Raw genomic sequence first — 25,345 nt, forward strand, 5'->3', positions numbered from 1 at the left:
AGTCTCCCACACTGAGAAGAGGGCCCGATGGCCCTCTTGTGCGCTTAGCCAGCCAGCAGCTCGCGGGCGTTGGCCAGGGGGTTGTCGGTGATGTGTTCCCTAAAGCGAGAAGAGGGCCTGATTGCCCTCGTGTGCGCTTAGCCAGCCAGCAGCTCGCGGGCGTTGGCCAGGGTGTTGTCGGTGATGTGATCGCCCCCGAGCAGACGGGCCAGCTCGTTGAGTCGGTCCCGCTGGGCCAGGGGCTGCATGCGGGTTTCCGTGGTGTGGCCGTCGGTGTGCTTGCTCACCACCATGTGCTGGTGCCCGTTGCCAGCCACCTGGGGCAGGTGGGTTACGACCAGCACCTGGGTCGATTCCCCGAGCTGGCGCAGCAGGCGCCCCACCACGGCGGCGGTGGGGCCGCTGATCCCCACGTCCACCTCGTCGAAGATCAGGGTGGGGGTGGCCATCTGGCGAGCACTGATCACCACCAGCGCCAGGCTGATGCGCGACAGCTCACCACCCGAGGCAACCTTGCCGAGGGGTTGCAGCGGTTGGCCCGGGTTGGTGGTGACCATAAACTCGATCCGGTCGATGCCAAGGGGCGAGAGACTCTGCCCCCGATCGGCAACCACCTCGATGGCAAACTGGCCCTGGGGCATGGCCAGTTCGGCCATGCTCTCGCTGACCCGGCCGGCCAGCGCCTCGGCATGACGGCGGCGGCTCTGGCTCAGCGCCTCGGCGGCGGTGAGGAAGGCCTCGCGCGCCTCGGCGAGCTCAGTCTCCATCCCCTCGAGACGCGCCTCGTCGGAGCCGATGCGAGTCAGCTCTTCGGTCAGCCCCTGATGATGCAAAGCCAGCTCGGCCGGTTTGACGTGGTGCTTGCGGGCCAGCGAGATGGTGCGCGACAGCCGGGTCTCGAGCTCGACAAACCGCTGGGGATCGAGCTCGAGATTATCCAGATAGCCGCGCAGCTCGCCATGGCTCTCCTGCACCTGGATGAGCGCCTCATTGAGCATCTCGAGCACTGGGGTGAGGCGGGAGTCCATGCCGACCAGCCCTTCGGTCTTGTCGATGGCGACCTGCAGCAGGCTGGTGATGGTGGTGTCGTCGTTCTCATAGAGCAGATCGATGCAGCTACCGCACTCTTGCATCAGCTCGGTGCCGTTGGCCAGGCGCTGGTGCTCCTCTTCTACTTCCTCGAACTCGCCGGGTTGCAGGGCAAACTCGTCGAGTTCCTGCACCTGATACTCGAGCAGCTGGCGACGAGCCTCGCGCTGCTGCTGCTCGGCCTTGAGGCGAGCCAGCTCGTTTTGCAGCTGGCGCCAGCGCTGATAGTGTTCGCGCACCTCGCCAAGGAGCAGGGTATGACCGGCGTAACCGTCGAGCAGGGCAAGCTGATAGTCGGGGCGCAGCAACAGCTGGTGGGCGTGCTGGCCGTGCACGTTAACCAGCAGCTGGCCCAAGCTCTTGAGCTGGGCCAGGGGCACGGGCACGCCGTTGATATAGCTGCGTGAACGCCCCTCGGCCGAGACCACCCGGCGCACTATGCACTCTTCTCTCTCTTCCCCCTCCAGCTCGTTGCTGGTGAGCCAGCCGCGGGCGGCGGGGTTGCCGGCAAGCAGGAAACGGGCGCTCACCTCGGCCTTGTCGCAACCGGGGCGCACCATGCTGGCCTCGGCCCGCTCGCCCAGGCACAGGCCCAGGGCATCGATGGCAATGGATTTGCCCGCACCGGTTTCACCCGTGATACAGGTCATGCCCGACTGGAGATCGAGCTCGAGGAACTTGACGATGGCGAAGTTGGTGATGGTGAGCTGTGCCAGCATGGTTGCGTGTCCTGTAAGGCCATACATTACTGTCTATGCATCCAGTATATACTGGTTTTACATACAGTAAAGATGCCGAGCCGAGGATCTCGAAAAACGGACCGCGCAGGGCCGAATGACACAGCGCCAGAAGGGGAGGGTTAGAAGAGCTTGCTGCCCCAACCCAGCTTGTTGCGCAGCACGTGGAAGTAGCTGTAATCGAGGGGGTGCACCAGCTTGAGCTGGTGGTGGCTCTTCTTGATGATGATCTCGTCACCCGGGTGCACCGCCAGGGTGATCTGGCCGTCGCAGCTCACCTGCATGGCGTCGTCCTGGTTGTCGGGAGAGACCAGCAGGCGCACCTCGCAGTCGGCGTCCAGCACTATGGGGCGGCTGCTCAAGGTGTGCGGGAACATGGGCACCAGCGTGATGGCGCTGAGCTTGGGGGTGAGGATGGCGCCGCCGGCCGAGAGCGAATAGGCGGTGGAGCCGGTTGGGGTGGCGACAATCAGTCCGTCCGACCGCTGGCTGTACATGAAACTGCCGTCTATGTAGACCTCAAACTCAATCATGTGGGCGATCTTGCCCGGGTGCAGCACCGCCTCGTTGACGGCGAGGTTGCTCGCCTTGCGCTCCCCGTGGCGATAGACGGAGGCCTCAAGCAAGAAGCGCTGCTCGCTCTTGAAGTGGCCCGAGAGCACCTGCTCGAGGGGCACCAGATAGTCTTGCGGCGAGAGATCGGTGAGAAAGCCGAGGTTACCCCGGTTGACGCCGATCACCGCCACATCGAAGCGCGACAAGACCCGCGCCGCCCCCAGCATGTTGCCGTCGCCGCCCACCACGATGGCGAGATCGGCGCGCTCCCCGAGCTGCACCAGATCGACGATGGACTCACTGTCGGCGACGCCGAGGGCCAGGGCGACCCGGCTCTCGACCAGCACGGTGAAGCCGCGCTGGGTCAGGTAGTCGTGCAGCCCTTTCAGGGTCTGGTTGGCGCCATTGTGATGAGGTTTGCCGATGAGGCCTATGGTCTTGAACGGAGAATTCATGGTTTGCGTCGTATGTCGCCCGTGATGGGCCGAGTATACCGCGTTTGCCCGGCTTTTCTGCTGCTATATAGCCAAACCGGCACATGCCCTCTTGAAAGCCGGTTTGTCGTCCCCATAATAGCCCCACGTAAAGAAGTTACCTGTAATTTGGAGATGTCATGAACCACGAAGAGCAGAAGGTCGAACAGGTGGAAGGGCTGGAAGATCACGTCGAGCAGCCCGATGTGGACAGCGAACTGACCCCGGAGCAGGCACGCATTGCCGAGCTGGAGGCCCAGCTCGAGGCTGCCACTGCCGCCGCGGCCGACGAGCGGGATCGTGCGGTTCGCGCCGTCGCCGAGATGGAGAACCTGCGTCGCCGCGCCGCCCAGGACGTCGAGAAGGCACACAAGTTCGCCCTCGAGAAGTTTGCCGCTGAGCTGCTGCCCGTCATGGACAACCTGGAGCGCGCCATCGAGCTGGCCGACAAGGAGAGCGAGGCCCTCAAGCCCATGGTGGAAGGGGTTGAGCTGACCCTGAAATCCATGCAAAACGGCGTGGCCAAGTTCGGTCTGGTGGCCGTGGACCCCACCAACCAGCCGTTCGATCCCAACGCCCATCAGGCCATGAGCCTGGTGCCGAGCGCCGATGTCGCCCCCAACACCGTCATCGCCGTGATGCAGAAGGGCTATGAGCTCAACGGCCGCGTCATTCGTCCGGCCATGGTGATGGTCTCCAAGGCCGTCGACTGAGTCGTCCGGCCGGGAGTGAGCCCGCCCCGTGGCGGGCTTTTTGTTGATTTTTTTTAAGGCCTACCCCTTGAAGGGTCGATCCTGACCCCCATATAGGATTCAAGCCTGCGGCGGGAGTGGCCGGGGCGGTCGGGAAATTTATCGCCGACCCCTTGAAAGCCAGTGGGGGCGACCCTATCTAGCCGTTAACGAGACAAAAAGGCAGGTTTGCCTGCCACATCAGTTGAAGCATTTGGAGATTCGTCAAATGGGTAAAATCATCGGTATTGACCTGGGTACTACCAACTCTTGCGTAGCCATCCTCGATGGCGACCACGCTCGCGTGATCGAGAACGCCGAGGGTGACCGTACTACTCCGTCCATCATTGCCTATGCCGATGACGGCGAAATCCTGGTTGGTCAGCCTGCCAAGCGTCAGGCCGTCACCAACCCGAAGAACACCCTGTTCGCCATCAAGCGTCTGATCGGTCGTCGTTTCGAAGACGATGAAGTGCAGCGTGACCTCGAGATCATGCCTTACGCCATCGCCAAGGCCGACAACGGTGATGCCTGGGTTGAGGTGAAGGGCAAGAAGATGGCCCCTCCGCAGATCTCTGCCGAGGTGCTGAAAAAGATGAAGAAGACCGCCGAAGACTTCCTCGGCGAGCCGGTGACCGAAGCCGTTATCACAGTGCCGGCTTACTTCAACGACGCCCAGCGTCAGGCCACCAAGGACGCCGGTCGCATCGCCGGTCTGGAAGTGAAGCGTATCATCAACGAGCCGACCGCGGCCGCATTCGCCTATGGCGTGAACAAGGTCAAGGGTGAGCGCAAGATCGCCGTCTATGACCTGGGTGGTGGTACCTTCGATATCTCCATCATCGAGATCGATGAAGTGGAAGGCGAGACCACCTTCGAAGTACTGGCCACCAACGGTAACACCCACCTGGGCGGCGAAGACTTCGACAACCGCATGATCAACTACCTGGTTGACGAGTTCAAACGCGAGCAAGGCATTGACCTGCGCAACGACCAGCTGGCGCTGCAGCGCCTGAAGGACGCCGCCGAGAAGGCCAAGATCGAGCTCTCCTCTGCCCAGCAGACCGACGTCAACCTGCCGTACATCACCGCCGATGCCACCGGTCCCAAGCACATGAACATCAAGGTGACCCGCGCCAAGCTGGAAGCCCTGGTGGAAGACATGGTGAAGGACTCCCTGGAGCCGGTTCGTGTTGCCCTGAAAGACGCAGGTCTGTCGGTCGGCGAGATCGACGACGTGATCCTGGTGGGTGGTCAGACCCGTATGCCGCTGGTTCAGAAGACCGTGGCCGAGTTCTTCGGCAAAGAGCCGCGTAAAGACGTCAACCCGGACGAAGCCGTGGCCATGGGTGCTGCCATCCAGGGTGCCGTACTCTCCGGCGAGAAGACCGACGTACTGCTGCTGGACGTGACTCCGCTCTCCCTGGGTATCGAGACCATGGGTGGCGTGATGACCGCGCTCATCGAGAAGAACACCACCATCCCGACCAAGAAGTCCCAGGTGTTCTCCACCGCCGAAGACAACCAGTCTGCCGTGACCATTCACGTGCTGCAGGGTGAGCGCAAGCGCGCCGGTGACAACAAGTCCCTCGGCCAGTTCAACCTGGAAGGCATCCGTCCGGCGCCGCGTGGCCTGCCGCAGGTCGAAGTGACCTTCGACATCGACGCCAACGGTATCCTGCACGTCTCCGCCAAGGACAAAGAGACCAACAAGGAGCAGAAGATCACCATCCAGGCTTCCTCCGGTCTGTCCGATGCCGAGATCGAGCGCATGGTCCGCGAGGCCGAGGCCAACGCCGCCGAGGACAAGAAGTTCGAAGAGCTGATCCACGCCCGTAACCAGGCCGATGGTCTGGTCCACTCCGTGCGCAAGCAGGTTACCGAAGCCGGTGAAGCCCTGCCGGCCGACGACAAGAGCAAGATCGAAGCCGCTCTGTCCGAGCTGGAAGCGGCCATCAAGGGCGACGACAAGGCCGCCATCGAGGCCAAACAGCAGGCTCTGCTGGAAGTCTCCCAGAAGCTGATGGAGATCGCTCAGCAGCAAGCCCAGGCTCAGCAGGGTGGCGAGGCCGGTGCCGGCCAGCAGCAATCCTCCGCCAAGGCTGACGATGACGTGGTCGACGCCGAGTTCGAAGAAGTGAAGGACGACAAGAAGTAATTGTCCCGGCGGGTCGGTAACGGCCCGCAGGGTGCGCCCCTGAGTGCACTGTCCATGAATTCACGGGCGTTGGGAGACCAACGCCCGTCTGCATAAATGCTGATATAGCAACAGGATGAGTATGTCGAAGCGCGATTACTACGAAGTGCTGGGTGTGGCCAAAGGCGCCGACGAGCGCGAGATCAAGAAGGCCTACAAGCGCTTGGCCATGAAGTACCACCCGGATCGCAACCAGGGTGACGCGGACGCCGAGGAGAAGTTCAAGGAGGTCAAAGAGGCCTACGAGATCCTGACCGACGCCGAGAAGCGGGCCCGTTATGACCAGTTTGGCCATGCCGGGGTCGACCCCAACATGGGTGGCGGACACGGTGGCTTTGGCGGCGGTGCCGACTTTGGCGACATCTTCGGCGACGTGTTTGGCGACATCTTCGGCGGCGGCCGTGGTGGCCGGCGCGGTCCGGCCCGTGGGGCCGACCTGCGTTACAACATGGAGCTGACCCTGGAGGAGGCCGTGCGCGGCGTCTCCAAGGAGATCAAGATCCCGACTCACGTTCACTGCGAGCAGTGCAACGGCTCCGGCGCCAAGAGCAGTGCCGACGTGAAGACCTGCCCCACCTGCCACGGCTCCGGCCAGGTGCAGATGCGCCAGGGTTTCTTCGCGGTGCAACAGCCCTGCCCCCACTGCCACGGGCGCGGCAAGATCATCGCCATCCCGTGTGGCAAGTGCCACGGCGAAGGGCGCTATCAGCGCACCAAGACCCTGTCGGTCAAGATCCCGGCGGGTGTCGACACCGGCGATCGCATCCGCCTCTCCGGTGAAGGTGAAGCGGGCGAGACCGGTGCGCCGAACGGGGATCTCTACGTTCAGGTGCACGTGCGCGAGCACGAGATCTTCGAGCGCGATGGCAACAACCTCTACTGCGAGGTGCCGATCAGCTTCACCGCGGCGGCCCTGGGCGGCGAGATCGAAGTGCCGACCCTGGATGGCCGGGTCAAGCTCAAGGTCACCCCGGAGACCCAGACCGGCAAGATGTACCGGATGCGCGGCAAGGGTGTCAAATCGGTGCGCTCCGGCCAGGTGGGCGATCTCATGTGCAAGGTGGTGGTCGAGACCCCGGTCAACCTCACCGAGGAGCAAAAAGAGCTGCTGCGTCAGCTGGACAACTCCTTCAGCGGGGCTGCGGCCAAGACCCACAAGCCGAAATCGGAAGGCTTCTTCGAAGGGGTGAAACGCTTCTTCGACGATCTGACCAACTGATGGGTCATCCACAACGCCGGCTTTCGCCGGCGTTGTTCTTTCTGGTGGTGACTCAGGCGTGGGGGCTGCTGCTCCAGTAGGCCTGCTCCACCCCGGGATGATCCCCCAGCCGCAGCACCACGGCGTCGAGGTCGTCCCCGTCGATGGCGGTGGGGAGCAACACGGCGCTGATGGCCACCCCTTGCTCGCCAAACGGGGCTATGTCGAGCTCGCTCAAGGGGTAGTGGGCCGCTTCCAGGGTCTCCTCCAGCCAGCGCAGCACCACCTTCTGAGAGGCTCGCTCGCTGAGCAGGGTCACCCGGTAGGTGGCCTCGCTCTCCTCTGTGTCCATGGGGGTGCGGTTGATGCGGTTGACCACGGGGCGCAGCAGGGTGTTGGCCGCCAGCACGAACAGGGCGCCGAGCACCGCCTCGAGCGCCAGAGAGGATCCCGCCGCCGCCCCCACGGCCGCCACGCCCCACAGGGTGGCGGCCGTGTTGATGCCGCGGATGTTGCCCGACTCGCGCATGATGACCCCGGCACCGAGAAACCCGATCCCCGACACCACGTAGGCGAGCACCTGGATCATGCCGTAGTTACCGCCATAGAGCTCATGGATGCGCTGGGCCTGATTGACGAACAGGGCGGCGCCTACCGCGACCAGTACGTTGGTGCGAAGCCCTGCGGTGCGTTGGCGGTATTGACGCTCTAGCCCCACCAGGGCGCCGAGCACGAAGGCGAGCGTCAGGCTCGCCAAGGTATCCCCCAGAGAGAGCAGATCGATCTGTTGCCACATACGCATGCCGACTAGCCCTCTGCCGATGACCTGGCCGCTCCATGGCCGACCTGCTCTTTCCTGGCTGGCCTCGCGGGGAGGGGCTGGCATGTCTGGCGTCCTCTCGCCGCCTTGGCGGCTCTGCTCTCTTGCGCCGTGGGATGGAGGATCCAGCGTATCCCGTGATCCAGGCCGACCCGGTTGACGAAGCGCACCAGATGGCGGCGCTCGGCCGGGGTGCAGGCAAGGCTCAGCACCAGCTCGCGCGACGTGCCGGCCCGACCGAGACCCAGCATGGCTTGACTCGGGTTAAGGCCGGCCGGGAGCAGCAGGGCCTCCACCTCGGCCATGACTCGCTCCATGTCGGCCCGATCCTGGCAGCGGATCTGCAGTCGGTAACTGTGGCGCCGCGGCCAGCCAAACAGTCGGGTCGAGAGGGTGCGCAGCCAGTCAGGGGGGGCGTGCGTCGTGTGCTTAATAAACATGGTGACCTCCTTGAGACAAGGAGGAGAACCCATGCAGGCGCATCGGGCCAGATGGCCGGATGATCAAGGTCAGTGAAGAGAAGGGGATACGGCGTGCGCCGTGACCGCCTCTCGCTGGCGCGAGAGGGGCAGCAGACCTGCGGGACTCTCGCGACTAGTCGCTGGCGCGTGCCAGCGGACAACTGTCACCTGATGAATTGCCCACGGAAGGTCTCCTGTCGTTGATGAGTGGCGAAATTCTATGTCCTCGACCGGGTGGGGTAAAGAGCCTTGTCCCCCCCGGAAACATGTTGAAACAGATTGCCGCCGGGATGAACTCAACCGCAGAGATCGCCAATCACAAACAAGTGGTTAATGCAGGAAGGAATCAAGTACGTTTATATAAATTTGTATTTTGTTGTTGTGCATCAATGCGTTGATTCTTGATGGCAGAGGAGAATCGGGCGCCCCAATCCCAACGCGATGCGCTGCGATTTGCATTCCATGCCCTGGCACACTTCTTTACAAAATAACCGGCAGGCGGTGGCGCCATCCTGGGTTAAAAGGGGGGCCTGTTACTCAACACGGAGTGGTTGTTATGAACCGTAAACGTCGCGCCGCCCTCATGTCGGTCTGCTCCAACAGCGTGCTGATCGTCGCCAAGCTGGCCGTCGGCCTGCTCACCGGGGCGGTCAGCATCATCTCGGAGGCGATCCACTCGGCCATGGATCTGGTGGCCGCCCTCATCGCCTTCTTCTCGGTGTCGCGCTCCGATGCGCCCCCCGACGACTGCCACCCCTACGGACACGACAAGATAGAGAACGTCTCCGGCGTCATCGAGGCGCTGCTGATCCTGGCTGCCTCGGTCTGGATCCTGCTGGAGGCGGGTGCCAAGCTGCTTGAGCCAGCGCCGCTGGCGAGTCCCGGCTGGGGCGTGTTGGTGATGGGGGGCTCGGCCCTGGTCAACGTGCTGGTATCCGGCCATCTCTATCGGGTCGCCCTGGAGGAGGAATCCCTGGCGCTCGAGGCCGATGCCCTGCACCTGAAGGCCGACGTGCTCACCTCCCTTGGGGTGGCGGCTGGGCTGTTGATCATCTGGGGCGGCACGGCGCTCGGCTGGGATCTGGCACGCCTCGATCCCCTGGTCGCCATCGGCGTGGCCCTGTTCATCCTCAAGGAGGCCATCGAGCTCTTGGCCCGCGCCCTGCGCGGCCTGCTCGATCACCGCATGGAGGAGGGGGAGTTAGGTTCGCTCGAGGCCTTGTTAAGGGAGCACTGTCCTCAAGGCATCGACTATCACGATCTGCGCAGCCGCCAGTCCGGTCGTCGTCGCCACATCGACTTCCACCTGACGGTGCCGCCGGCCATGACGGTGGCCCGCTCCCACGCCCTGTGTGATGAGCTGGAACGCGCCATCAGGGGACTGTTGCCCCACGCCGTGGTGCTCATCCATGTGGAGCCCGACGGGCTGCATCAGGGGTAACGAAAGGGCGGCCATGGCCGCCCTTCTTATACCTTGAAGCCAAGCCACCTGGGCATCATGGCAGTCGTGCTTATACCTTGAAGCCAAGCCACCTGGGCATCATGGCAGTCGTTCTTATACCTTGAAGCCAAGCCACCTGAGCACCATGGCCGTCGTTCTTATGTCTTGAAGCCAAGCCACCTGGGCACCATGGCCGTCGTTCTTATGTCTTGAAGCCAAGCCGCTTGAGTACCATGGCCGCCGGGCAGAAGCCGGTGAAGGCGCTCTGGATCAGGTTGGCCCCCACAAAGACACTCAGCCAGATAAAGCCTGGATGCACCCAGGTGGTCAGTGCCAGGGAGAGCAGCAGCATGCAGCCCGCCACCACCCTCACCCCATTGTCTACCGTCATCACACCCTCCTCGCAACACTTAATTAGATGTTGCTAATTTAGCCTCGCTTTATACAATAGAACAAATATCAGGGATTGCTAATTTAATGCCATGAGCCAGTTCGATGAGATGAATCGTCACGCTGAAACGGCTGCCGCCCTGCTCAAGGCCCTGGCCCATCCCGAGCGTCTGCTGGTGCTGTGCCAGCTGCTCGAGGGGGAGAAGGGGGTCGGTGAGTTGCTCGCCCACAGCCGTCTCGGCCAGTCTGCCTTCTCCCAGCAGTTGGCGGTGTTGCGCCGCGGCGGCCTCATCCGCTCGCGCAAGGTGTCCCAACAGATCTATTACTCGCTCGCCAGCGAGGCGGTGAGCGATGTGCTGGCTGCGTTGGCGCGCCACTTCTGTCACGTTGAGGAGAACACGCATGATTGAGACCCAATGGCTGCTGTCCCTGCTGGGCGGGGCCCTGGTGGGCAGCGCCGCCCTGCTCCTGCTGCTGGTGAACGGCCGTATTGCCGGGATAAGCGGCATCCTGGCCGGCGCCCTGCAAAGCCGCCCCTCCTGGCGCTGGGTGTTCCTGCTGGGGCTTGGGCTCGGCGCCTGGCTCGCCTTCATCCTGGGCTGGGCCAGCCTGCCCGCCTTCGATGCCCTGCCGTCCTGGCCCTGGGTCGTGAGTGCCGGGCTTCTGGTCGGGGTCGGCACCCGGCTCGGCAACGGCTGCACCAGTGGTCACGGCATCTGCGGCATGGGCCGGCTGTCGCTGCGCTCCCTGGTCGCGACCCTGACCTTCATGGCCAGCGGCATCGTCACCGTCTTCGTCACCCATCACCTCTGGTAAGGAGCGCCCATGCTACTGTTTGTCGCCCTGCTCTCGGGCACCCTGTTTGGTCTCGGTCTCGCCGTCTCGGGCATGGTGGACCCGGCTCGGGTCACCGGTTTTCTCGACCTGGCCGGCGCCTGGGATCCTAGCCTGGGTTTCGTGATGGGCGGGGCCCTGGCGGTCTTCCTGCCGGGTTACCTGCTGCTGGTGCGCCCGCGGCGCCAGAGCCTGCTCGGGGCTCCCTTACCCCAGGTCCCCCTGGCTCGGATTGACGCTCGCCTGCTTGGCGGCTCGGCTCTGTTCGGGGTAGGCTGGGGCATGGTGGGGATTTGTCCGGGGCCTGGTATCAGCCTGTTGGCCAGCGGGCAGCCGCTCATCGTGCTGTTCGTGGCAGCCATGGGGGCCGGTCTGCTGCTGGTGGACAGGCTACTACTACCGCGTTGGCTGGCGCTGCGCGCCTGACGCACTCGCACAGGGAGGTGAACCATGAGGATGGTAATGGGTAGTCTGCTGCTGGGGGCTCTGCTGCTGGGCGGTCAGGCCCGGGCGGACGAGATGGTGACCCTGCAGGCCGAGTCGGTGGCGCGTTGGCTCACCCTGGATGGTCGGGTTGAACCCATCAATCAGGGTACGGTAGCCGCTCAGACCAGTGGCCGCGTCGTGCGTATGCTGGTGGACGTCAACGATCGGGTCGAGGCCGGGGCACCGCTGCTGGAGATCAGCGGCAACGAGCAGTCGGCCGCGGTGGCCGGGGCCAACGCCCGGTTGGCGCGTGCCCAGGCCCAGCAGAGCGAAGCCGATCGCCAGCTCACCCGCTTTCAGGCCCTCTCGGTCAAGGGCGTGGTGACCCGCTCCCAGCTCGACAACGCTCAGGCCGCCGCCCTGGCGGCTCGGGCCGAAGTAAAGGCGGCCGAGGCGGCCCTGGTTCAGGCGCGCGAGGCCTTTGGTTATACCCGGATCCTGGCCCCCTATGCCGGCGTGGTCACCGCCCGCCACGTGGAGCTGGGAGAGACGGTCGCCCCCGGCACGCCGCTGCTCTCCGGCCTCTCCCTCGATGCCCTGCGGGTCGAGTGTGAACTCCCCCAGTCGGCCCTCGGCCGCGCCAGCCTGGAGGCCAGCGCCATCGAGGTCTTGTCGCCGGAGGGGGCCGTGCGGCCGCTGCGCGTCAAGCGTTTCGACTATGCCGATCCCCAGAGCCATACCTTCCATCTTCGTCTCGACCTGCCCGAGCACCTGCCTGGGGTGCTGCCCGGCATGTGGCTCAAGGTACGGGTGCGTTTGGACGAGCGCAGCACCTTGATGATCCCCGCTACGGCCCTGCTGCGTCAGGGGGAGCTCAGCGCCGTCTACCTGCGCCATGGTGAGGCGTGGGCCCTTACCCCGGTGCGGGTCGGTGAGAGTGCCGGAGAGCGCGTCGAGATCCTGGCCGGTCTCAAGGCCGGCGATCGCATCGCCACCGACGCCTGGGCTCGGGTGCGGGAGGGCGAACATGAGCAGTGATCAGCCCCTCGGCATCGCCGGCCGCCTCGCCGCTACCTTCCAGGGCAGTGCCATCACGCCGCTGCTGGCCTTGGTGGCCCTGCTGCTCGGCCTGTTCGCCGTCATGGTGACGCCGAAAGAGGAAGAGCCGCAGATCGACGTCACCTTCGCCGACGTCTACATCCCTTATCCGGGGGCCAGCCCGCGCGAGGTGGAAAACCTGGTCACCACCCCGGCCGAGCAGGTGATCTCCCAGCTGGCCGGCATCGACACCCTCTACTCGTTCTCCCAGCCCGACGGCGCCCTCATCGTCGTGGTGTTCAAGGTGGGGGTGAAGCGGGAGCAGGCCATCGTCGATCTCTACAACCAGCTTTACGCCAACAAGGATTGGCTTCCCGCCGGTCTCGGTGTGGGGGAGCCCCTCATCAAGCCGCGCGGCATCGATGACGTGCCCATCGTCAGCCTCACCCTGTGGAGCAAGAGCCTGGGCGCCGCTGCCCTGACTCGCGCCGCCCACGAGCTCGAGACCGAGCTCAAGCGCCTGCCGGGTACCCGTGACATCACCACCCTGGGCGGGCACGACGAGGTGCTGAACGTGACCCTGGACCCCGCCGCCCTGGCGGCCCATGGCCTGACGGTGCAGGAGTTGAGCCAGCGGCTCGGCGCCGCCAACCGGGTCGGGCCACTGGCCGCCATCACCCAGGAGAACCGGGAGTTGAAGGTGCAGGCGGGCAGCTTCCTGCATACGCCCGAGGAGGTCGAGCAACTGGTGGTCGGGGTCAGGGATGGCAATCCCATCTATCTGGGCGAGGTGGCGCAGGTACGCCTCGGTGCTGCCCAGCCGACCCGCTTCGCCTGGTTCGGCACGCCCCAGAGCGGCCCCCATCCGGCGGTGACCATCGCCATCGGCAAGCAGCCGGGGCAGAACGCGGTGGCGGTGGCCAAGCAGATCGAAGCGCGGGTGGCGGCGCTGAAAAACCGCCTGCTGCCGAGCGAGATCGAGGTCAGCATCACCCGCGACTACGGGATGACCGCCGCCGACAAGTCGAACACCCTGATCGGCAAGCTCATCTTCGCCACCGCGGCCGTGGTGCTGCTGGTGGTGGTCAGCATGGGTTGGCGCGAGGCTCTGGTGGTGGGGCTGGCGATTGTGATCACCCTGCTGCTCACCCTGTTTGCCTCCTGGGGCTGGGGTTTTACCCTCAACCGGGTGTCGCTGTTTGCCCTCATCTTCTCCATCGGCATTTTGGTCGATGACGCCATCGTGGTGGTGGAGAACATTCACCGTCACCGGGCGCTCTCCCCGCGCCCCTTGAGTGAGCTTATCCCGGGGGCGGTGGACGAGGTGGGGGGGCCGACCATACTCGCCACCCTCACCGTCATCGCCGCCCTGCTGCCGATGGCGTTTGTCAGCGGCCTGATGGGCCCCTACATGAGCCCCATCCCCATCAACGCCAGCATGGGAATGCTGCTCTCCCTGCTGGTGGCCTTCATCTTCTCCCCCTGGCTCGCCGGCCACCTGCTGGGCAGCAAGGTCCATCTGGTGCCGGGAGCGGCCACGGGGAGTCTGTTCGAGCGGCTGATGTCGCCCTTTCTCATCGGAGCGGGGGCGAAGCGGGCGCGGCGCCTGTTGTGGCTCGCCGTGATCCTGCTGGTGGGGGCCGCGGCCAGCCTGCCGGCAATCCAGTGGGTGGTGCTCAAGATGCTCCCCTTCGACAACAAGTCCGAATTCCAGCTGGTGCTCGACATGCCCGAGGGGACCAGCCTGGAGCAGACCCAGCGCACCCTGATGGCGCTTGGCAGCGAGCTTGGTAAGGTGCCCGAGGTGAAGGACTACCAGATCTACGCCGGCACCGCTGCCCCCATCAACTTCAACGGCCTGGTGCGCCACTACTTCGTGCGTGGCGGCGCCAACGTGGGAGACATCCAGGTCAACCTGGTGGACAAGCACGCGCGCAGTCGCAGCAGCCACGCCATCGCCCGCGCCCTGCGGGAGCCATTGCAGGCCATCGCTCGCGCCGAGGGGGGGAATCTCAAGGTGGTGGAGGTGCCGCCCGGCCCGCCGGTCTGGTCCCCCATACTGGCCGAGGTGTATGGCCCGACCGAGATGGCGCGCGCCCGCGGCGCCGAGCAGGTGATGACGGCCCTGCGCGAGACGCCGGATGTGGCCGACATCGATCTCTATCGCCCCGATGACCAGCCCCTGTGGCACCTTTGGGTCGATCGCAACAAGGCGGCTCGGCTTGGGGTCGACGTGAGCGAGGTGGTGGCCACCCTGGCCGCCGGGGTCGGGGATGCGGACGTCACCTGGTTGCACCGGGAAGAGGCCAAGTACCCGGTGCCGGTGCGCCTCACCCTGAGCCAGGCCGACCGGGTCGATCTCACCGGTGTGCTGGCCCTCAAGGTGCGTGGGGCGTCAGGGGCGCTCATTCCCCTCTCCGAGCTGGTCGAGCGGCGGGACGAAACCCTGCCCCCCTATATCACCCACAAGAACATGTTGCCCATGGTGATGGTGGTGGCCGACATGGCCGGCCCTCTCGACAGCCCACTCTACGGCATGGTGGAGGCGGGCAGCCGCATCGACCTGCCCCAGTACTATGTGCGCCAGCCCAGGGCGCCGGGCGAAGTGGGTCTGCTCTGGGACGGGGAGTGGAAGGTGACCTACGAGACCTTCCGCGACATGGGGATCGCCTACGCCATCGGCATGGTACTCATCTACCTGCTGGTGGTAGCCCAGTTCCGCTCCTACCTGGTGCCCCTCATCATCATGGCGCCGATCCCGCTCACCCTGATAGGCGTCATGCCGGGCCACGCCCTGCTCGGCGCCCAGTTCACCGCTACCTCGATGATCGGCATGATAGCGCTGGCCGGCATCATAGTGCGCAACAGCATACTGCTGGTGGACTTCATCGAGCTGGAGCGGGCCCAGGGCACCCCCTTCGAGCAGGCGGTGATCCGCGCCGCCCAGGTGCGCGCCAAGCCTATCTTGCTGACGGCGCTGGCGGCCATGATAGGCGCCCTGTTTATCCTGGATGACCCCATCTTCAACGGGCTGGCCATTTCCCTCATCTTCGGGATCCTGGTCTCGACCCTGTTGACCCTGGTGGTGATACCCTTGCTCTATTACGCCCTGCTCGCGCGCCGGGGCTGACGGCGCGCCCCGGATGGGGAAACAGCCATGAGAAAATTGTGGTGGGGAGGCGGGGCCGCCGTGCTGGCGACCCTCGCCCTGGCCTGGTGGCTGCGCCCGGTGACGACGCCCGTCCCACTGGTGAGCGTGGAGCGCGGCGAGGTGCGCGTCACCGTCGTCAACACCCGGGCCGGCACCATCAAGTCGTGCCGCCGCTCCGGCCTGAGCCTGCCGGGCGGCGGCGTGGTGAGCGAGCTCGCGGTGCAGGCGGGGGACAGGGTCAAGCAGGGGCAGCGGTTGCTGCGCCTGTGGAGTGGCGATCTCGAGGCCGAGCTCGCCCGCGCCCGTGCCCAGGCCATCCTGGGGCGTACCGAGCGCACGCGCAGCTGCACCGAGGCCGAATTCTACCGGCGCGAGGCGGCGCGCCTGGCCACCCTGCTGGCCAAGAACCTCACCTCTCGCACTCTGGCCGAGCAGGCCCAGAACCTGGCCGACAGCCGCCGCCTCGCCTGCGAGGCCGCGAGCGATCAGCTGGGGGTGGACGCCGCCCAGGTGGCGCAGGTCGAGGCGCGCCTGACCGAGCGCACCCTGCTCGCCCCCTTCGACGGGGTGGTGGCCGAGGTCAACAGCAAGCTCGGCGAATACATGACTCCCTCGCCCCCCGGGGTTGCCATGCCCCCCGTCATCGATCTCATCGACGATACCTGCCTCTACGTCTCCGCCCCCATCGACGAGGTGGACGCCGCCCGCCTGCGCCTCGGCCAGCCAGCCCGGGTGCTGCTCGACGCCATGCCAGGGCGCGAGCTGGCAGCCAGGATCACCCGCATCGCCCCCTATGTGAAGGAGCTCGAGAAGCAGGCCCGCACCGTGGAGGTGGAGGCGGCCCTCGAGGAGTTGCCCGGTGACGCCCCCCTGCTGGTGGGCTACAGCGCCGATCTCGAGGTGACCACGGGGCGCGCCACCAGGACCCTGCGCATCCCCGCCAGCGCCCGGGCCGAGGATGGCAGCGTGCTGCGTTTGGAAGGGGATCGCCTGGTGCGCCTCACCCCGGGCTGGGGGCTCGAGAGCTGGAACTGGGTTGAGGTGACCTCGGGCCTCGCCGAGGGGGACAGGCTCGCCGCCCAGCCGGCTCTCATCAAGGGGGAGGGGCCCTACCGACCCGAGGACGCCCATGAGTGAGCTCATTCGTCTCGAGGGGGTGTGCCGGCGCTTCAATCTGGGGGGCAGCGAGGTGCTGGCCCTCAATGGGGTGAGCCTCGCCATCGAGGCGGGGGAGTACCTGGCGGTGATGGGCCCCTCGGGCTCGGGCAAGTCGACCCTGCTCAACGTGCTGGGGTTGCTGGATCGGCCCGACGAGGGGGAGTACTGGCTCGAGGGGGCGCGCACCGCCCGCCTGGCGGAGCCCGATCTCGCCCGCCTGCGCGGCCAGGCCATCGGCTTCGTGTTCCAGTCGTTCCATCTGGTGCCGCGCCTCACAGCCTTCGAGAACGTGGCTCTGCCCCTGATGCTGGCCGGGATGGCCTCTGCCGAGCGCACGGCCCGGGTGGCGGCCCTGCTCGCCGAGCTCGGGCTCTCCGCGCGCGCCGACCACAGACCCGCCGAACTCTCCGGCGGCCAGCGCCAGCGGGTGGCCATCGCCCGCGCCATGGTGACCCAGCCGCGCCTGCTGCTCGCCGACGAGCCCACCGGCAACCTGGATTCCCGCTCAGGGGAGGAGGTGATCGCCCTGCTCGAGCGTCTCAACCGGGAGCGCGGGGTGACCCTGGTGGTGGTGACCCATGACGAGCGGATCGGGGCGCGGGCGGGACGGCGCATCCGCATGAACGACGGCAGGCTGGAGCCCCCATGCTAGGGCGCGACGCCATCGCCTTCGCCGCCACCGCCCTGCTGCGCCATCGCGGCCGGGCCCTGACCCTGATCGCGGCGGTGAGCCTGAGCGTCGCTTCCGTGCTGCTGCTCACGGCTCTGGGTGAGGGGGCGCGGCGCTATGTGGCGGCGGAGTTTGCCAGCCTCGGCAAGGATCTGCTGGTGATGTTTCCCGGTCGCAAGGAGACCCGGGGCGGTTTGCCGCCCCTGACCGGCAACAGCCTGCGGGGCATCACTCTGGAGGACGTGGACTTTCTCGCCCGGCGCGAACCGGCACTTCGCCTGGTGCCCCTGGTGCTCGGCACCGCCGAGGTGGCCGCCGGCGGGCGGCTGCGCAGCGCCATGGTGCTCGGCACCCGCAACGGGCTGCGCGAGACCCACGGCCTCTCTCTTACCTCCGGCCGCTGGCTGCCGGCGGGCAGTCCGCCGGTGATCCTGCTCGGTGCCACGCTTTCGCGCGAGCTGTTCGGCGAGCGGGATCCGGTGGGGCAGTGGGTGCGTCTCGACGGGCGCCGCTACCGGGTGGTGGGGCGCTTTACCAGCCAGAGCAGCAACCTCGGCATGGATCTCGCCGAGACCGCCCTGATCCCGGTCGAGCGGGCCCTCACCCAGTTCAACACCGAGGTGCTGTTTCGCCTGGTGATCCAGCCCCTGGCCGGTCAGGGACTGGACGCGCTGACGGCGCGCCTCGAGCGGCTGATGCAGGCGCGCCACGGCACCCTGGACGTGACCCTGGTGCGGCGTGACGCCATGCTGGCTGCCTTCTCCTCCATCCTCGCCACCCTGACCCTGGCGGTGGCCGGCATCGGCGCCATCAGCCTGCTGGTGTCGGGCATCATGATGATGAACCTGGCCCTCATCAGCACCCGCCAGCGCACCGGCGAGATAGGCCTGCTCAAGGCGCTGGGGGCGGACGGTGCCACCATACGCCGGCTGTTTCTGTGGGAGGCGCTGCTGCTCGCCGGGGGCGGCGGCCTGCTCGGGGTGGCGCTCGGTTACCTGCTGGTGGCGCTGGGTGGCGTGCTCTGGCCCGCCTTCCCCCTGGCGGTGCCCTGGCAGGCGCCCCTGATAAGCCTGCCGGCGGCGATCGCGGTGGGGCTCTTTTTCAGCTGGCTGCCGGCCAGCCGGGCGGCACGTCAGGAGCCGGTCGGCAGCCTGCGCAGCGGCCAGTGGGGGGCCTGATGCGCGCCGGGGATCTGATGGCCTGGCTGTGGCGCGCCCTTGGGGCCGCCGGCAGCCGCAGCCTGCTCTCGGCGCTCGGCATCGCCATCGGCATCGCCGCCGTCACCCTGCTCACCGGCATCGGCGAGGGGCTGCGCCTCTACCTGCAGGGGAGCTTCGCCCAGTTTGGCACCCGGCTGGTGGCGGTCACCCCGGGCAAGACCCAGACCGGCGGCGGACCCCCGGGCCTGCTGTCGAGCAGCCGCCCACTGCTGTTGCTGGACGCCGAGGCCCTGGCGCGCCTGCCCGGGGTGGAGTCGGTGCTGCCTGTGGTGCAGGGACAGGGGGAGGTGCGCAGCCGGGGGCTGACCCGCAGCACCGCCATCCTGGGTACCGGCTCGGCGGCGCTGGCGGGCTGGCGCCTGACCCTGGCCGAGGGGCGCTTCCTGCCGGCCGAGGAGGGGGCCATGCCGCGCGCCCTGACGGTGCTGGGGGCCAGGGTGGCGGCCGAGCTGTTCCCCCGCGGCGGAGCGCCGGGGAGCCTGATCCGGGCGGGCGATCGGCGCTTTCGGGTGGTGGGGGTGCTGGCCCCCAAGGGGCAGTTCCTCGGCTTCGATCTCGACGACATGATCTATGTGCCGGCGGCCCACGCCCAGGCCCTGTTCAACCGGGAAGGGCTGCAGGAGATCGATCTCGTCTATGGGGCCGGGGAGGTTGAGTCCGTGGTGCTGGAGCGGGTGCGACGCCTGCTCATCGCCCGCCACGGGGCGGAGGATTTCACCCTGCTCTCCCAGCAGGAGATGCTGGCAAGCCTCGACAAGATCTTGGCGATGGTGAAGCTCGCCATCGGCGGGCTCGGGGTGGTGTCGCTGCTCATCGGGGCGGTCGGCATCTTCAGCATCATGAGCATCAGCCAGCAGGAGCGGATCCCCGAGATTGGCCTGCTGATGGCCCTCGGCAGCCCGCGCCGCCAAATTCTCACCCTGTTTTTGCTCGAGGCCATGGTGCTGGCCCTGGCGGGGGGCCTGCTCGGGCTCCTGCTGCTGTTTGCAGCCAGCCTGCTGACCGGCTGGTTGCTGCCGGCTCTGCCTCTGGCGCTGCACCCCCTCTATCTGCTGCTGGCGCTGGCGGGCAGCGCCCTGGTGGGGCTGCTCGCCGGGGTGGCGCCGGCCCTCAGGGCGGTGCGCCTCGACCCGGTAGTGGCCCTTCGCGGTGACTAGTTCGCTCAACGTGCGCTATTGAGTGCGTGGGCTGGCGCTACTATGCGGCCTCATTTGCAATCGGCGTGAGCTGAATCACGGATAACAAAAAGTAGGGAAAGCCATTAGCAATTGTCGGTGTTCAGTCGTCCGGTCGGGGCGTATAACTGCGCTACCCGAAAGTTGGAACATCATAACAATGCATCATCTACTCTACTTGCAAGACGAGGCGGTCAACGCCGTTTCCCCCGAATTTTCCCGTTTGTTCTCCACCGTTAAAGCCAACTATTTCTCACGTGACCCGGATCTCTGGCCCGTCTATCGCGAACCCGGCTTCGCCGCCCTCAACGCCTTTCGCGCCCGCGCACTGGCCCCTTCGGAGCGCCTCAACGCCTGGCCGGATGGCCAAGCCCGCCTCACCGATCTGTGCGAGCTGATGCCGGTGCCGGCCGCCATGCGCGATCCGAAAACGCCCCTGGACGAGCTGATCTTCGCCGGCGCCCTCTCCAAGGACTGGGAGAACCCCTCGAGCGTCGAGAACGTGGTCACCATGCCGGCGGATCCCGCCATCTATGGCGCCCAGATGGGCATCCTCGCCAACCCCAACCTGGTCTACTCCGAGTACGCCGGGGTGGCCGAGGAGCTTGAGAAGAAGGTGGTGCGCCAGATTGCCCTGCTGGCGGGCTACGATCCGGACCGGGCCACCGGCATCTTCACCCAGGGGGGAACCTTCTGTAACCTCTACGGCTACCTGCTCGGCATTCGCAAGAGTCTGCCCGAGGCCAAGCACAAGGGGCTCGGCCACTATCAGGACTACCGCATCATCAACTCCCAGGGCGGTCACTACTCCAACATCACCAACCTCTCCCTGCTCGGGGTGGACATAGAGAACAAGACCATCCGCATCCAGGTCGGCGAGAACAACGACATCGATCTGACTGATCTCGAGCGCACCCTGACCGCCTGTTTCGCCCTCAACCACGTGGTGCCCACCATCATGCTCACCATGGGCACCACCGACACCTTCGGGGTGGATCAGGTCAAACCCGTGGTGGACCTGCGTGATCGCCTGTGCGAGCGCTTCGAGGTGGCGGTCAAGCCGCACATCCACGTGGACGCCGCCATCGGCTGGTCGATGATCTTCTTCCTGGATTACGACTTTGCCGCCAACCCGCTCGCCATCAACGCCGCAACCCTGGCCGGTATAGAGCGCAACGTGGCGCGCTTTGCCGAGCTCAAATACGCCGATTCGTTCACCGTCGACTTCCAGAAATGGGGCTATGTGCCCTACACCTCCAGCCTGGTGATGATCCGGGAGAAGGAGGATCTCAAGGCGATGGAGAACGACCCGGAGAACTTCTCGTATTTCGAGCGCGACATCCAGGGCCACACCCACCTGCAGTCGACCATAGAGTGCTCTCGCGGGGCGAGCGGCCTGTTCGGCGCCTACGCGGCGCTCAACTACATGGGGGTGGAGGGATATCGCATCGTGCTGGCCCACTGCCTGCAAAACGCCAACTACTTCCGCTTCCGTCTGAGCCAGCTCGGCAACGTCAAGCTGGTGGCCCAGGAGAACCAGGGGCCGAGCGTGGGCTTCAAGATCTACAACCCCGAGTGGGTGCACGACCCGGAGGCCGAGTTCGCCTTCGAACTGGCCCGTAGCCCAGACGCCGCCTACAAGGCGAGGCTGGCGCGCAACACCGACTGGCACCGTCAGATCTTCAAGGGGCGCGGCAAGGTGGGGCTCTTCACCAACTGGGTGGAGGCGGTGGCCCGCTCCGACTACGACGAGCGTGGACGCTACTCCTACATCGCCGGCGAGAAGGCGGTGTTTATGAACCCGGCCTGCGGCCGCGAGCAGATCGACGCCTTTATCGCCCACTTGAGGGGATAAGCGTTCCTGCGTCACAAGGCGGGCTCGGCCCGCCTTTTTTGTCTGCGCGCCGCCGTGATACAAAGGCCGCTTATCAAGGTGGAGAGACATATGGAGCTTGTTGTGGTGCGCCACGGGCAGACCCTGGCCAATGCCCAGGGGCGTTACTTGGGCACACTGGACTTGCCCCTCGACCCGGTAGGGCAGGAGCAGATGCGGGCGCTTGGGGAAGAGCTGGCCCGCGAGATGCCGTTTGACTGCCTGCTCTGCTCCCCCCTGCTGCGGGCACGCCAGAGCGCGGCCCTGCTGGGGGAGCGGCTGGGGCTTGCGCCCAGGGTGGTGCCCGCCTTTCGCGAGCGAGGGGTCGGCTGCTTCGAAGGATTGACGCACGAGGAGGCGGCGCAGCGTTATCCCGATCTCTGGGCCCTCGACATCACCCGCCGTTGGCACTTGGTCCCCCCTGGCGGTGAACCCTTGACCGCGATGGCCGCCCGATTGGGGATGGCGCTGACGGCCCTGGCGCAGCAGTATCATGGGGAGCGGGTGCTGATGGTGGCCCATGGGGTGGTGGGGCGCATGTGCCGGGCCTTGCTGGTCGAGGGGTTTGCGACCTTCTTCGAGCGCCCCCTTGGCAACGGAGAGTGGCTTCACTTCAGGTTGCCAGTGCAACCCTGCCTGCATCCATCCCCGCATAACCATGCTGATGTTTAGCATTTTAATCACATGAGCCTCTGTTTCTGTCATCCATGGGTCTGTCGCCCCCTAAAATTGCTCTCCCATCGGGTCTTTTCATCACGATGTTAAAGAAATGTATCAAAAAGGGGTTGATATATTAAACGGCGAGGGCAGACTGTGGGTAAGCGCGATCTCGTCGGATCGCGTCGCGCCACCGCCCAGCCATCTGTCACATGGTTGCCCGAGCGGGAGTGCCCGGGGTGGCGCGAACCAGGCCAGTGACAGGGAAATGCAGGTGATTTATGCCAAACACTCTCCCCCTCGCTTCACATGGTCAGCTCGCCCATGCCAGACCCCAGGGACAAGGCAAGCGCAAGCCGACCGTATTGATGACCATGGGTAACCAGGCCCGCGCCGGTCACGACTATCAGGTGATGACGCACAAATACATACTGCCTTTGGTGGAGCAGGCGGGCTGCGTGCCGCTGCTGGTGCCTACCTGCTGCGGGGTAGCCGATCTCGATCACTATCTGGATATGGCCGACGGCCTCTATCTGACCGGTGCCGGCTCCAACATAGATCCCCGGCTCTATGGCCAGGAGAATCTCACCCCGGAGAAGCAGCAGGATCAGGAGAGGGACAGGGTCGACATAGCCCTCATTCACGGCGCCCTGGCGCGTGGCCTGCCCATCTTCGGGATCTGCCGCGGCATGCAGGAGCTGAACGTGGCCCTGGGAGGCGATCTCTATCAGAAGGTCTACAGCGAGCCTCAGTATGAGGATCATCGGGAGGACAGCGCCGCCTCGGTGGACGAGCAGTACGGTGCGAGTCATGCCATCAACCTGGTCGAGGGGGAGTGGCTGCGTCAGGTGCTTGGCAGCGACACTATCATGGTGAACTCACTGCACGGTCAGGGGATCTGTCGCCTGGGGGAGGGCTTGGTACCGCTGGCCCATGCCGAAGATGGTCTGATTGAGGCGATTGGGATGAAGGGCACCCCCTTCGTGTTGGGGGTGCAATGGCATCCCGAGTGGAAGGCGGCCGAGAATCCCCATTCGATCCGTCTCTTCAAGGCCTTCGGAGAGGCTTGCCGTGGCCGCACTCAGCAGAGCAAGCCCAGGCTTGAGGCCCTGGTGGGTTAGTCCCAGCGGTAGCTCCCCATGTAGAGGTTGCCCAGATCCCAGCTGGCGTGTAGCCGGGTCGGTGCGCCGCCGCCAGCGGCCCCCAGGGCGATAAAGAGTGGCCTTAGGTGATCATCCACGGGATGCGCCATGGCCGCATGGGGGGCCAGGGTTCGGTAGTCTTGCAGGGCACTGTGATCCCCGCTTTGCATCTTCTCTTCCAGCCAGTCGATGAAGTGACTGGCCCAGGGATCCGGCTCGCCCCCACGCCACTTCAGGGCGCTCAGATTGTGAGTCAGGGAGCCGGATGCCAGGATCCCAATTCCCTCACCACGCAGCTGAGCGAGTCGCTCGCCAAATGCCCACAGCGCTGCCGGCGACCACCCCTCGGGCAGGGAGAGTTGCAGCAGGGGGATGGTGCCTTCAGGATCCATGAGGGAGAGGGGAGACCAGACCCCATGGTCGAAGGGGCGGATCAGGGTCTCGACCCCCTCGCCTAACTGTGCGCAGACACGTTCGACTAGCTCCCGGGAGCTGTGTCCGGGCCAGCGGATCTGGTAGAGGGGCTCGGGAAAGCCGTAGAAGTCATACATCAACGCTTGGCCGGACGAGATGCCTATCTGTGGCTCCCGGCTATACCAGTGTGCCGAGAGCACGATCAGGGCGCGGATCCCCTCCAGATGCATTCCCTCGAGAAAGGCACAGGCCGACGGGCGGCGTAGCACCAGATCCGGTGAGCCGTGAGAGATAAACCAGACGGGGGCAAGATGCGACATGATACTGGACCTCTTCGCTTGACACTTTCCCGAGCATACGCCCGAAAAGAGAGAGACAGAAGTGAGAGGATTCTTATTGATGGGCTGACAGAGCGTCGATTGCGGGTTAATCTGTGCTCATAACTATTCACCGTTTCGGGAGTGGGCCAGGAAGGCCTCATCCATCAGGATGACTTTGAACTTTTCTGAATTCTTCGATCCAGATCTGACCCTCATCCGCGATTTCTATGAGCGGGTTTTCTCACGCTACGATCCCGATCTGTCGGAGCGGATCTTCATTGCGAAAGATTCCCACTGGTTGGTGGGGGTGCTGCGCATGCGCGCAGAGGAAGGCTACTACCACCTATGTGGTTTACAACTGCTCCCTCATTACCAACACAGGGGAATCGGCTCCCTCTTGCTCGAATATGCCTGCGAAGCCTTGGGGGATCGTCCCGTGCTCTGCCAGGTGCTCCCCTTCGAGCGGGAGTTTTACCTGCGAGTCGGTTTTCTTCGTTGCGACCTGCCGCAGCTCCCCGAGCCCATGCGCTCCCGGGTCAGCGGGCAGGTCGAGCTCGGTTATCATGTCGAGCCCTTAATCCGCCATCGTTGCACCGCCTGACGCCCACTATCCCCTTCCGCTACCTGCGGCCGTCCCCTTGAGATTGAGCTTTAACTTGCCGGGCAACACCTCAATGCCCGTCAGGTTATCGCGCCACCAACGGCTATGTGCATCCTTGCCATCGAGGCGGTAAACGGGTTGCCCCTGCATTCGTTGTTGCAGGTTTTGCAGCAGTAGATTGACCATCATGCCGTACTGCATCTGGGCCTCCTTGGGCTCCATCTTATAGTCGACGATCCTGGCATCATCCAGATAGAGGGCATGGCTTTGCGCCTCATAGCGGGGCTTGCCATCCAGGGTGACAGAGAGTCGTGCATCGACCGGGGGCTTGTTGCCCATGGCGATGGTGGCGGTGCCCCGACCGGTGACCCTGGCCAAGCCAGGCTGATCGCGACCGAGTTGGACCGTCCCCTCGGTCAGGCGCAGACGGGCGTCGAAGAGCCCCTGCATCTGGACTTGTCGCTCTATCTGTCCCTTCTGGTTGAGCAGGCTGGTCAGCTGTTGTTCGCTGATTTCGCTCTGTCCCGGAGTCAAGAGCGCCAGGCTCAGTAGCAGAGATTGGAGAACCATATGG

The 25,345-nt window shown here is 65.3% G+C and carries 24 protein-coding genes; 17 read left to right on the forward strand and 7 right to left on the reverse strand.

Annotated features, from left to right (window positions below; translation table 11 throughout):
- Window positions 1–137 precede the first annotated feature (137 nt).
- Window positions 138–1,808: a DNA repair protein RecN gene (gene recN / locus BN1121_RS00235; RefSeq protein WP_005357201.1), complete on the reverse strand. Its 1,671-nt coding sequence runs from the start codon at window positions 1,806–1,808 to the stop codon at window positions 138–140.
- 140 nt (window positions 1,809–1,948) lie between these two features.
- Window positions 1,949–2,836 (reverse strand): NAD(+) kinase, encoded by an 888-nt coding sequence (gene nadK, locus BN1121_RS00240; RefSeq protein ID WP_005357199.1) that lies wholly within the window; start codon window positions 2,834–2,836, stop codon window positions 1,949–1,951.
- A gap of 158 nt (window positions 2,837–2,994) precedes the next feature.
- Here nadK and grpE point away from each other — a divergent pair, with 158 nt between their 5' ends.
- The 3 genes from grpE to dnaJ all read left to right on the forward strand — a co-directional run bounded on the left by grpE (window position 2,995) and on the right by dnaJ (window position 7,001).
- A complete protein-coding gene (gene grpE, locus BN1121_RS00245) occupies window positions 2,995–3,567 on the forward strand; it encodes a nucleotide exchange factor GrpE (protein ID WP_005357197.1) in 573 nt (190 codons plus the stop codon).
- Window positions 3,568–3,814: 247 nt separating this feature from the next.
- Window positions 3,815–5,743, forward strand: a complete 1,929-nt coding sequence (gene dnaK / locus BN1121_RS00250) for a molecular chaperone DnaK (protein ID WP_005357196.1) — start codon at window positions 3,815–3,817, stop codon at window positions 5,741–5,743.
- 121 nt (window positions 5,744–5,864) lie between these two features.
- The gene (dnaJ, locus tag BN1121_RS00255; protein WP_005357194.1) at window positions 5,865–7,001 is read left to right on the forward strand and encodes a molecular chaperone DnaJ; all 1,137 of its coding nucleotides are present in this window, start codon (window positions 5,865–5,867) and stop codon (window positions 6,999–7,001) included.
- Window positions 7,002–7,053: 52 nt separating this feature from the next.
- Here dnaJ and BN1121_RS00260 read toward each other — a convergent pair whose 3' ends face one another.
- Window positions 7,054–7,782, reverse strand: coding sequence for an MgtC/SapB family protein (locus tag BN1121_RS00260; protein WP_005357192.1), 729 nt, complete (start codon window positions 7,780–7,782; stop codon window positions 7,054–7,056).
- Between the two features lie 5 nt (window positions 7,783–7,787).
- Window positions 7,788–8,240, reverse strand: a complete 453-nt coding sequence (locus BN1121_RS00265; RefSeq protein ID WP_005357191.1) for a hypothetical protein — start codon at window positions 8,238–8,240, stop codon at window positions 7,788–7,790.
- 577 nt (window positions 8,241–8,817) lie between these two features.
- Here BN1121_RS00265 and BN1121_RS00270 point away from each other — a divergent pair.
- Window positions 8,818–9,702 carry a cation diffusion facilitator family transporter gene (locus tag BN1121_RS00270; RefSeq protein ID WP_005357190.1) on the forward strand — a complete coding sequence of 295 codons (885 nt, stop codon included), beginning with the start codon at window positions 8,818–8,820 and terminating at the stop codon, window positions 9,700–9,702.
- 202 nt (window positions 9,703–9,904) lie between these two features.
- Here BN1121_RS00270 and BN1121_RS00275 read toward each other — a convergent pair whose 3' ends face one another.
- Complete coding sequence (locus BN1121_RS00275) at window positions 9,905–10,093, reverse strand: YgaP family membrane protein (RefSeq protein WP_005357189.1); 189 nt, start codon at window positions 10,091–10,093, stop codon at window positions 9,905–9,907.
- 91 nt (window positions 10,094–10,184) lie between these two features.
- Between BN1121_RS00275 and BN1121_RS00280 the strand changes: the two genes are divergently transcribed.
- From BN1121_RS00280 to BN1121_RS00335, 12 genes are all read left to right on the forward strand, one after another.
- Window positions 10,185–10,502, forward strand: a complete 318-nt coding sequence (locus BN1121_RS00280; RefSeq protein ID WP_005357186.1) for an ArsR/SmtB family transcription factor — start codon at window positions 10,185–10,187, stop codon at window positions 10,500–10,502.
- Entirely contained in the window at window positions 10,495–10,908 is a 414-nt protein-coding gene (locus BN1121_RS00285; protein ID WP_005357184.1) for a YeeE/YedE family protein, read from the forward strand. The genes BN1121_RS00280 and BN1121_RS00285 overlap by 8 nt, the downstream gene beginning before the upstream one ends.
- Window positions 10,909–10,917: 9 nt before the next feature.
- Window positions 10,918–11,352 (forward strand): DUF6691 family protein, encoded by a 435-nt coding sequence (locus BN1121_RS00290; protein ID WP_005357183.1) that lies wholly within the window; start codon window positions 10,918–10,920, stop codon window positions 11,350–11,352.
- Between the two features lie 30 nt (window positions 11,353–11,382).
- On the forward strand, window positions 11,383–12,390 hold the full coding sequence (locus tag BN1121_RS00295) for an efflux RND transporter periplasmic adaptor subunit (protein WP_231552976.1): 1,008 nt from the start codon (window positions 11,383–11,385) through the stop codon (window positions 12,388–12,390).
- Entirely contained in the window at window positions 12,380–15,520 is a 3,141-nt protein-coding gene (locus BN1121_RS00300; protein ID WP_005357179.1) for an efflux RND transporter permease subunit, read from the forward strand. The genes BN1121_RS00295 and BN1121_RS00300 overlap by 11 nt, the downstream gene beginning before the upstream one ends.
- Before the next feature lie 27 nt (window positions 15,521–15,547).
- Window positions 15,548–16,678 carry an efflux RND transporter periplasmic adaptor subunit gene (locus BN1121_RS00305; protein WP_005357177.1) on the forward strand — a complete coding sequence of 377 codons (1,131 nt, stop codon included), beginning with the start codon at window positions 15,548–15,550 and terminating at the stop codon, window positions 16,676–16,678.
- Window positions 16,671–17,351 carry an ABC transporter ATP-binding protein gene (locus BN1121_RS00310; protein WP_005357174.1) on the forward strand — a complete coding sequence of 227 codons (681 nt, stop codon included), beginning with the start codon at window positions 16,671–16,673 and terminating at the stop codon, window positions 17,349–17,351. The genes BN1121_RS00305 and BN1121_RS00310 overlap by 8 nt, the downstream gene beginning before the upstream one ends.
- The gene (locus tag BN1121_RS00315) at window positions 17,345–18,547 is read left to right on the forward strand and encodes an ABC transporter permease (RefSeq protein WP_043596925.1); all 1,203 of its coding nucleotides are present in this window, start codon (window positions 17,345–17,347) and stop codon (window positions 18,545–18,547) included. The genes BN1121_RS00310 and BN1121_RS00315 overlap by 7 nt, the downstream gene beginning before the upstream one ends.
- A complete protein-coding gene (locus BN1121_RS00320; RefSeq protein WP_005357170.1) occupies window positions 18,547–19,746 on the forward strand; it encodes an ABC transporter permease in 1,200 nt (399 codons plus the stop codon). Before BN1121_RS00315 ends, BN1121_RS00320 begins: the two co-directional genes overlap by 1 nt.
- Before the next feature lie 178 nt (window positions 19,747–19,924).
- Window positions 19,925–21,619, forward strand: coding sequence for a pyridoxal phosphate-dependent decarboxylase family protein (locus tag BN1121_RS00325; protein WP_005357167.1), 1,695 nt, complete (start codon window positions 19,925–19,927; stop codon window positions 21,617–21,619).
- Between the two features lie 90 nt (window positions 21,620–21,709).
- A complete protein-coding gene (locus tag BN1121_RS00330) occupies window positions 21,710–22,309 on the forward strand; it encodes a histidine phosphatase family protein (protein WP_005357164.1) in 600 nt (199 codons plus the stop codon).
- 353 nt (window positions 22,310–22,662) lie between these two features.
- Window positions 22,663–23,415 carry a gamma-glutamyl-gamma-aminobutyrate hydrolase family protein gene (locus tag BN1121_RS00335; protein WP_231552977.1) on the forward strand — a complete coding sequence of 251 codons (753 nt, stop codon included), beginning with the start codon at window positions 22,663–22,665 and terminating at the stop codon, window positions 23,413–23,415.
- Here BN1121_RS00335 and BN1121_RS00340 read toward each other — a convergent pair.
- Window positions 23,412–24,170, reverse strand: a complete 759-nt coding sequence (locus tag BN1121_RS00340; protein ID WP_005363241.1) for a DODA-type extradiol aromatic ring-opening family dioxygenase — start codon at window positions 24,168–24,170, stop codon at window positions 23,412–23,414. The two genes, BN1121_RS00335 and BN1121_RS00340, sit on opposite strands and share 4 nt — an antisense overlap.
- Window positions 24,171–24,339: 169 nt before the next feature.
- Here BN1121_RS00340 and BN1121_RS00345 point away from each other — a divergent pair, with 169 nt between their 5' ends.
- The gene (locus BN1121_RS00345) at window positions 24,340–24,771 is read left to right on the forward strand and encodes a GNAT family N-acetyltransferase (protein ID WP_005363244.1); all 432 of its coding nucleotides are present in this window, start codon (window positions 24,340–24,342) and stop codon (window positions 24,769–24,771) included.
- 6 nt (window positions 24,772–24,777) lie between these two features.
- Here BN1121_RS00345 and BN1121_RS00350 read toward each other — a convergent pair whose 3' ends face one another.
- On the reverse strand, window positions 24,778–25,341 hold the full coding sequence (locus BN1121_RS00350; RefSeq protein ID WP_005363248.1) for a YceB family lipoprotein: 564 nt from the start codon (window positions 25,339–25,341) through the stop codon (window positions 24,778–24,780).
- Window positions 25,342–25,345: the final 4 nt, after the last annotated feature.

The organism is Aeromonas diversa CDC 2478-85 (genome assembly GCF_000819805.1).
In the GTDB taxonomy this organism is placed as follows: domain Bacteria; phylum Pseudomonadota; class Gammaproteobacteria; order Enterobacterales; family Aeromonadaceae; genus Aeromonas; species Aeromonas diversa.

Coding starts and splice junctions, on each gene's coding strand:
- BN1121_RS00315 (WP_043596925.1), top strand. CDS start 17,345: ATGCTAGGGCGCGACGCCATCGCCTTCGCCGCCACCGCCCTGCTGCGC.
- BN1121_RS00310 (WP_005357174.1), top strand. CDS start 16,671: ATGAGTGAGCTCATTCGTCTCGAGGGGGTGTGCCGGCGCTTCAATCTG.
- grpE (WP_005357197.1), top strand. CDS start 2,995: ATGAACCACGAAGAGCAGAAGGTCGAACAGGTGGAAGGGCTGGAAGAT.
- BN1121_RS00320 (WP_005357170.1), top strand. CDS start 18,547: ATGCGCGCCGGGGATCTGATGGCCTGGCTGTGGCGCGCCCTTGGGGCC.
- dnaK (WP_005357196.1), top strand. CDS start 3,815: ATGGGTAAAATCATCGGTATTGACCTGGGTACTACCAACTCTTGCGTA.
- BN1121_RS00345 (WP_005363244.1), top strand. CDS start 24,340: ATGACTTTGAACTTTTCTGAATTCTTCGATCCAGATCTGACCCTCATC.
- BN1121_RS00270 (WP_005357190.1), top strand. CDS start 8,818: ATGAACCGTAAACGTCGCGCCGCCCTCATGTCGGTCTGCTCCAACAGC.
- dnaJ (WP_005357194.1), top strand. CDS start 5,865: ATGTCGAAGCGCGATTACTACGAAGTGCTGGGTGTGGCCAAAGGCGCC.
- recN (WP_005357201.1), bottom strand. CDS start 1,808: ATGCTGGCACAGCTCACCATCACCAACTTCGCCATCGTCAAGTTCCTC.
- BN1121_RS00275 (WP_005357189.1), bottom strand. CDS start 10,093: ATGACGGTAGACAATGGGGTGAGGGTGGTGGCGGGCTGCATGCTGCTG.
- BN1121_RS00305 (WP_005357177.1), top strand. CDS start 15,548: ATGAGAAAATTGTGGTGGGGAGGCGGGGCCGCCGTGCTGGCGACCCTC.
- BN1121_RS00300 (WP_005357179.1), top strand. CDS start 12,380: ATGAGCAGTGATCAGCCCCTCGGCATCGCCGGCCGCCTCGCCGCTACC.
- BN1121_RS00285 (WP_005357184.1), top strand. CDS start 10,495: ATGATTGAGACCCAATGGCTGCTGTCCCTGCTGGGCGGGGCCCTGGTG.
- BN1121_RS00330 (WP_005357164.1), top strand. CDS start 21,710: ATGGAGCTTGTTGTGGTGCGCCACGGGCAGACCCTGGCCAATGCCCAG.
- BN1121_RS00340 (WP_005363241.1), bottom strand. CDS start 24,170: ATGTCGCATCTTGCCCCCGTCTGGTTTATCTCTCACGGCTCACCGGAT.
- BN1121_RS00260 (WP_005357192.1), bottom strand. CDS start 7,782: ATGCGTATGTGGCAACAGATCGATCTGCTCTCTCTGGGGGATACCTTG.
- BN1121_RS00265 (WP_005357191.1), bottom strand. CDS start 8,240: ATGTTTATTAAGCACACGACGCACGCCCCCCCTGACTGGCTGCGCACC.
- BN1121_RS00290 (WP_005357183.1), top strand. CDS start 10,918: ATGCTACTGTTTGTCGCCCTGCTCTCGGGCACCCTGTTTGGTCTCGGT.
- BN1121_RS00325 (WP_005357167.1), top strand. CDS start 19,925: ATGCATCATCTACTCTACTTGCAAGACGAGGCGGTCAACGCCGTTTCC.
- BN1121_RS00350 (WP_005363248.1), bottom strand. CDS start 25,341: ATGGTTCTCCAATCTCTGCTACTGAGCCTGGCGCTCTTGACTCCGGGA.
- BN1121_RS00335 (WP_231552977.1), top strand. CDS start 22,663: ATGACCATGGGTAACCAGGCCCGCGCCGGTCACGACTATCAGGTGATG.
- BN1121_RS00295 (WP_231552976.1), top strand. CDS start 11,383: ATGGTAATGGGTAGTCTGCTGCTGGGGGCTCTGCTGCTGGGCGGTCAG.
- BN1121_RS00280 (WP_005357186.1), top strand. CDS start 10,185: ATGAGCCAGTTCGATGAGATGAATCGTCACGCTGAAACGGCTGCCGCC.
- nadK (WP_005357199.1), bottom strand. CDS start 2,836: ATGAATTCTCCGTTCAAGACCATAGGCCTCATCGGCAAACCTCATCAC.